This is a genomic window from Chelativorans intermedius (genome assembly GCF_025398255.1).
In the GTDB taxonomy this organism is placed as follows: Bacteria; Pseudomonadota; Alphaproteobacteria; order Rhizobiales; family Rhizobiaceae; genus Chelativorans; species Chelativorans intermedius.
Window position 1 is genome coordinate 1 of record NZ_JAODNW010000059.1, and the last position, 4,260, is coordinate 4,260.

The following is a 4,260-nucleotide window of genomic DNA, read 5'->3' on the forward strand; positions in this document are numbered from 1 at the left end:
GGAAATCGGCGCGAGGGAGGTCATTGCCCATCCCCCTGCGGCCGGATCTCGACCTTCAGCGCGCCGGTCTTCACGGTCCGCGCCGGCTCGAAGCCCTGGCGGATCGCCTCGGGCCAGGCCGCGTATTTGCGCTCGGGCACCTTGAAGGCGATGTCGACGTATTCGGCCGGATCGTCCCCGGCGGCGCGGATCCGGTCGACCATGGTCGCGAGCCGGGACTGGTCCCATTCGACGCGTTTCGGCAGGTCGGCGACCACCGTGAAATCGCCGTCGTCGAAGCGGACGGTGCCCGTGTCCTTGGCTTGCGCCTGACGCTCCTCGGCTGCGCGCGTGGCGTAGCGGATGGTCAGCGCGGCATCGAGCCTGGCCTTCGCCGCCTTGGCGCGCTTCAGCGCCTCATCGGTCTCGCGCTGCAGAATGGCGAGCAGTTCGACCGGCAGCTGCGCCAGTTCGGTGTCGGGGATGCCCGGCAGGTCGTCGGGCGTGGGGCTGTTGTTCGGCCAGGGCATGAACGGGTCTCCGTGATCGGCGAATGGGGTCTGGATGCGGGAAGTCACGCCGCCTGCTCCTCGAGCAGCAGCGCCGACAGCGAGGCGGCGGCGTGCTTGGGCTTGGGGCGCGCGACGGCGATGTAGGCGAAGCGGTCGGGGCCCACGCGCTCCTGCACAAGATGGACGAGGCCCTGCTCGGCGGCCCAGAAGGCGCGCGATCCGAGCCGCGACAACTCCTCCCGTTCGCGGTCCGCGAGGCGGCCGAGCATCGGGAAGATGTCGAGCACGAGGAAACCGCGATGGTATTCGAGCCGGTCGCCGGGCGCGGCCTGCGCCACCCAGGCGCAGAACTCGATTTCGGTCAGCGGGCGGCTGGCGCGGACGGTGATGAAGGGGGTGTTGCCCATGAACATGATCTCCTCCTTTCGCCTCTACTCACGCCGCAGCGAGATCGTCCCAGGAGGGACCGAGCCCGTAGGCGGTGAGGACGTGACGGAGATCGGCGAGGCGCCGGTAGAGCGCCGAGCGGCTGCCGAAGCCCTCGTCGGCCAGCGCCGTCACTGACCGATGGGCCAGCGCGCAGCAGAACCGGCGGTCGGCCTCGGGCAACCGCGCCAGTGCGGACTGCACAGCCTCGCGGGTCTGGATTTCCGCCTGCGTGTCGCGGTCCTGGCCGTGCCAGGCGGCCAGCCCGTCCGATTCCGCCAACAGGCAGCCCAACGGTTCGACCGAGCCAGCTGCCGGGGCGTCGAGGGAGAGCATCGTGCCGCCCTGCGCCCGGCGCCGGCGATGGTGCCGGATCGCGATGCGCGAGCACTGGTTGCGCAGCACGATGTTGGCGAAGGCGCCGATGGTGCCGCGGCGCTTGTCGAAGCCCGGCAGCCGACAGATCAGATCGATCAGGAGGTCCTGGCGGAGATCGTCGAGATCGGCGGCAGGGAGCGCCAGTTTACGGTGCAGACGCCGCGCCGCGACGTCTGTCTCGTCGAGCAGCGTGGCAAGGTCGGAGGGGGAAATCGGTGGGTGCATGTCGAAGGGTCCTGGTCGTTTCCGTTCACAACCCGACCGTGCAACATGCTGAAATCGTTTATCTCTCGGACTTCTCCTGAAAACCTCCCGAAAACCTCCCGGCGCCAGAGAACAGGTCTAGGCCATGAACGCGATCTCGGAAGGCGTGAGGGTGAGACGAGCGCCAACCTTGGACTTCCGCTCGATGAACCCGTTGTCCGGAACCGAGGTCAGACGCGTGTTCCTCCGGAAGGCATCGCGTAGCCTGTTCATGCAGCGGTCAACCTGTTCGGGATTGCTCTCCCGTCCCGTGCTGGCCTGCAGCGAGGCCGCGAGGCTGTCCTTCGGCACCCAGCCACCGGCAGCCACGGCCTCCTCCGCGAGCATTACGAACGCGTCGAAGTCCCGCGGCTCGACGCCGAGTTCGATGCCTTCGAAGATCACACGGCGACCGATACGGTCGATCTGGAGGCGTGTATCCGACGCTTGCGGTCCCGTAGGCACACGGATCCGGCCGAGATCGAGCGCGAAGGGAAGATCTGGATCGTCGCGGAGCAGGTCCTCAGCACGGGCCACCGTCATGCGCAGAGCCTCGAGCTGACGGGCGACCGCCGTGGGCAGATCGCAACCGCCGAGGCTGATCAGGGCGACAGGGGCTTCGCTGTCGATGGCGCCGCGCACGTGATCAACGATCTCTTGTGCGGCGTCCTCGCGCAGCCGTCGCACGAGACAGATCTCTGCAGCGCGACCGTGGCCCTCATGCCTGCCGAGCCGCCAGACCCGGGCCGAGAGCGCTGCCGGACCGGGCCCGCCCAACCCCGACTGCTCGCGGATCGCGCGGCAGAGCGCGGCAAGGTCGATGTCGAACGTCTGGACGTCCAGCGCGTCCCCGTAGCGATCGCATTCGCCTGTCTCCGGATCGACGACGACCAGCCCATCGTCGACGACATGGAAGACCGCAGCGCCGTCGTCGCGCAGATCCTCCCGCTCCACGAGGATCCCGCGATTGCGAAGCGACCGGACAACCCCGGGCTCGAATAGCTTCAGATCGGCAGCGCCAACGGCGCGGATCGGATGACGATCACTCTGCCGCAGCAGCAGCCTGACCAGTTCTGCGGCGTTTGCGAATGTCATTGTCTTCCAGCATCTCGAGGATGAGCCGTTCGTGGGAATGGTCGCGCATGCTGACGGTGCGCGGCGGCCGGATGGTGACAGGAACCACCACCTCCGCGTCGTCCATCTCGATGGTCACATCGACCTTGGCATGCACAATCCGCAGGTCGGCAATGTCGAGGTCCGACGCGACGTCCTTCAAACGCTTGAGGGCATTCTGGGAATCGCCAAGCGTCAGGAACCACGGCGAGCGGCGCAGACGCCCCGTCGTCGTGAGCTGAGCTTCGTCGACGCGCACCTCGCGCAAGGCGACATGGGTGATGTCGCCATCCGGGTCGAAGTGGAACTTGAATGCTGCGCCCAGCTTCTGCAGCGGCTCGAGCGTATAGAGTTGCTCCTTCGCCGATACCTCGAAGATGTCCTTGTCTCCCAGGACGTGCTCTCCGAACAGTTTGACCAGCTTCTTGGCATCAGTGGCTGATTTGGAGCCGACGGCGATGGACCCCTGCCGGGGATCATACTCGATTGTCGACTGGACGATCTCTCGGAACTTCAGCGTATCCTCGGTCCCCTCCTGGTCGACGTTCTTCGTCTCCGGCTTGGAGCCGTGAAGGATCAGGACGCGCAGCAGATCCTCCTCTTCGAACCACCGCACGTCGCAATAGTGACCGTTGTAGCGGCTCGCGAAATGCCGCCGCACCGCCTCCGTGAATTCTTTCTGCACACCGGCCTCGTGATGCCGCGGCTCGACGTCTTCGCGGTCGGCATCGCGCTCCAGCTTGGAGGAATACGCGAGGAATGCCGCGGCGCTGAGCGCCCGGTCGAAGATGGCCCCGTGATCGAGCCATGCAACCAGGGCAATGAAGCGAGGGGTGAAGCGCAGGTCGTCGTCTCCGCCTTCGGTTCGATAGGGCGCAAGGACATCGACGCCGGCCTCCGTGGCGATCTCCTGGATGATCCTGGCGCCGGCGTCCGTTGACAGTGTGGAGATGTTGTAGAGGGCGAACTGCAACTTGGCCGGAAACCGCATGTCCGCTCTCGCGAAGAGATTGAAGATCGCCTCGCGCCGTTTCTTGTCATCGTCGGGAAGCCCGTCCCAATCGAAATCGATCTGCCCGAGATAGGGGTTCAGCAGTCGGTGGAGCAATTCGATATCCACGGTTCTCGAAAAAGCGCGATCGACGAAATTTCTGATCCTCTTCGGCATATGATCTCCTTTCGGCCCTGAAACTCTCGCGGACAGGCGAAAACCCGACCGCGTTCCGGCTACCCGCTTCATTTTGCGCGAAATGATGCGCTGCCGAAATCGGCCGAAGCAATGCTACCGATTCATCGCGCGAACGCGACGTGTGTTCCGATTATGTTCTACCCGACCAGACAACCGGGAGTCGAGTCCATGGCAGCTCCACCCGTGCCTGTCCGGGCCCCGCGGGACGGTTTGCGAATGCGGTGAGTAGGAGAAGGGCGAGACCTCACGGACCAGCCCTTCATGAAACGCCCGAATCCCCTGCCGCCCGACCAGATGACCCCCGCCGAACGCCGCGCCGAGCTGTGCGGCCTGCTGGCGCTCGGGCTGGTCCGGCTGAGGCTGCGCGAACATGACGAAGCTTCTGACGATACTGGAGAAATTCGCCTACACTCTCCGGCC

General features: G+C 65.7%; 5 protein-coding genes. All 5 read right to left on the bottom strand.

Annotated features, from left to right (window positions below):
* Window positions 1-20 precede the first annotated feature (20 nt).
* Window positions 21-509, bottom strand: a complete 489-nt coding sequence (locus tag NYR58_RS20050; protein WP_261522902.1) for a hypothetical protein — start codon at window positions 507-509, stop codon at window positions 21-23.
* A gap of 44 nt (window positions 510-553) precedes the next feature.
* The gene (locus NYR58_RS20055; RefSeq protein WP_200901817.1) at window positions 554-904 is read right to left on the bottom strand and encodes a hypothetical protein; all 351 of its coding nucleotides are present in this window, start codon (window positions 902-904) and stop codon (window positions 554-556) included.
* Window positions 905-926: 22 nt separating this feature from the next.
* Complete coding sequence (locus NYR58_RS20060) at window positions 927-1,520, bottom strand: sigma factor (RefSeq protein ID WP_050475376.1); 594 nt, start codon at window positions 1,518-1,520, stop codon at window positions 927-929.
* A 117-nt stretch (window positions 1,521-1,637) separates the two neighbouring features.
* Window positions 1,638-2,633 carry a hypothetical protein gene (locus tag NYR58_RS20065; protein WP_261522903.1) on the bottom strand — a complete coding sequence of 332 codons (996 nt, stop codon included), beginning with the start codon at window positions 2,631-2,633 and terminating at the stop codon, window positions 1,638-1,640.
* Window positions 2,581-3,891 (bottom strand): hypothetical protein, encoded by a 1,311-nt coding sequence (locus tag NYR58_RS20070; protein WP_261522904.1) that lies wholly within the window; start codon window positions 3,889-3,891, stop codon window positions 2,581-2,583. The genes NYR58_RS20065 and NYR58_RS20070 overlap by 53 nt, the downstream gene beginning before the upstream one ends.
* Window positions 3,892-4,260 lie beyond the last annotated feature (369 nt).